The sequence below is a fragment of the Paraburkholderia sp. J67 genome (genome assembly GCF_905220265.1).
GTDB lineage: Bacteria > Pseudomonadota > Gammaproteobacteria > Burkholderiales > Burkholderiaceae > Paraburkholderia.
Window position 1 is genome coordinate 1 of the sequence record NZ_CAJMZK010000124.1, and the last position, 318, is coordinate 318.

1 protein-coding gene is annotated in these 318 nt (G+C 67.0%); it reads right to left on the bottom strand.

All coding sequences use genetic code 11. The annotated features are described in order from the left end of the window. A partial coding sequence (locus tag U5782_RS41455; protein ID WP_322049648.1) for a transposase occupies positions 1–318 on the bottom strand: 318 nt, incomplete at both ends.

The window sequence follows — 318 nt, forward strand, 5'->3', positions numbered from 1 at the left end:
GGCGACCTTGAACGGTTTGCCGCTACGACGCAGGCGGTCATAGAAGGCCCTGATGGCCGGGTTAAAGCGCAGCGCCGGCACACATGCCATGTAAAGGGCGCGCCGCACGATGGCGCGTCCGCCTTGCACGCGACGCTTGCCGGTGTGGCTGCCGCTGTCGACATTGAATGGTGCAACACCCGCAAGCGAAGCGATCTGGCGGCGCGAGAGCGAACCGAGCTCTGGCATGAAGGCGATGAGCGTCGCTGCGGCGCCTGGACCGATGCCGGGCACGGAGCGCAGAAGATCCTCCTTCTCGCGCCAGGCGGGTGAAGCCCG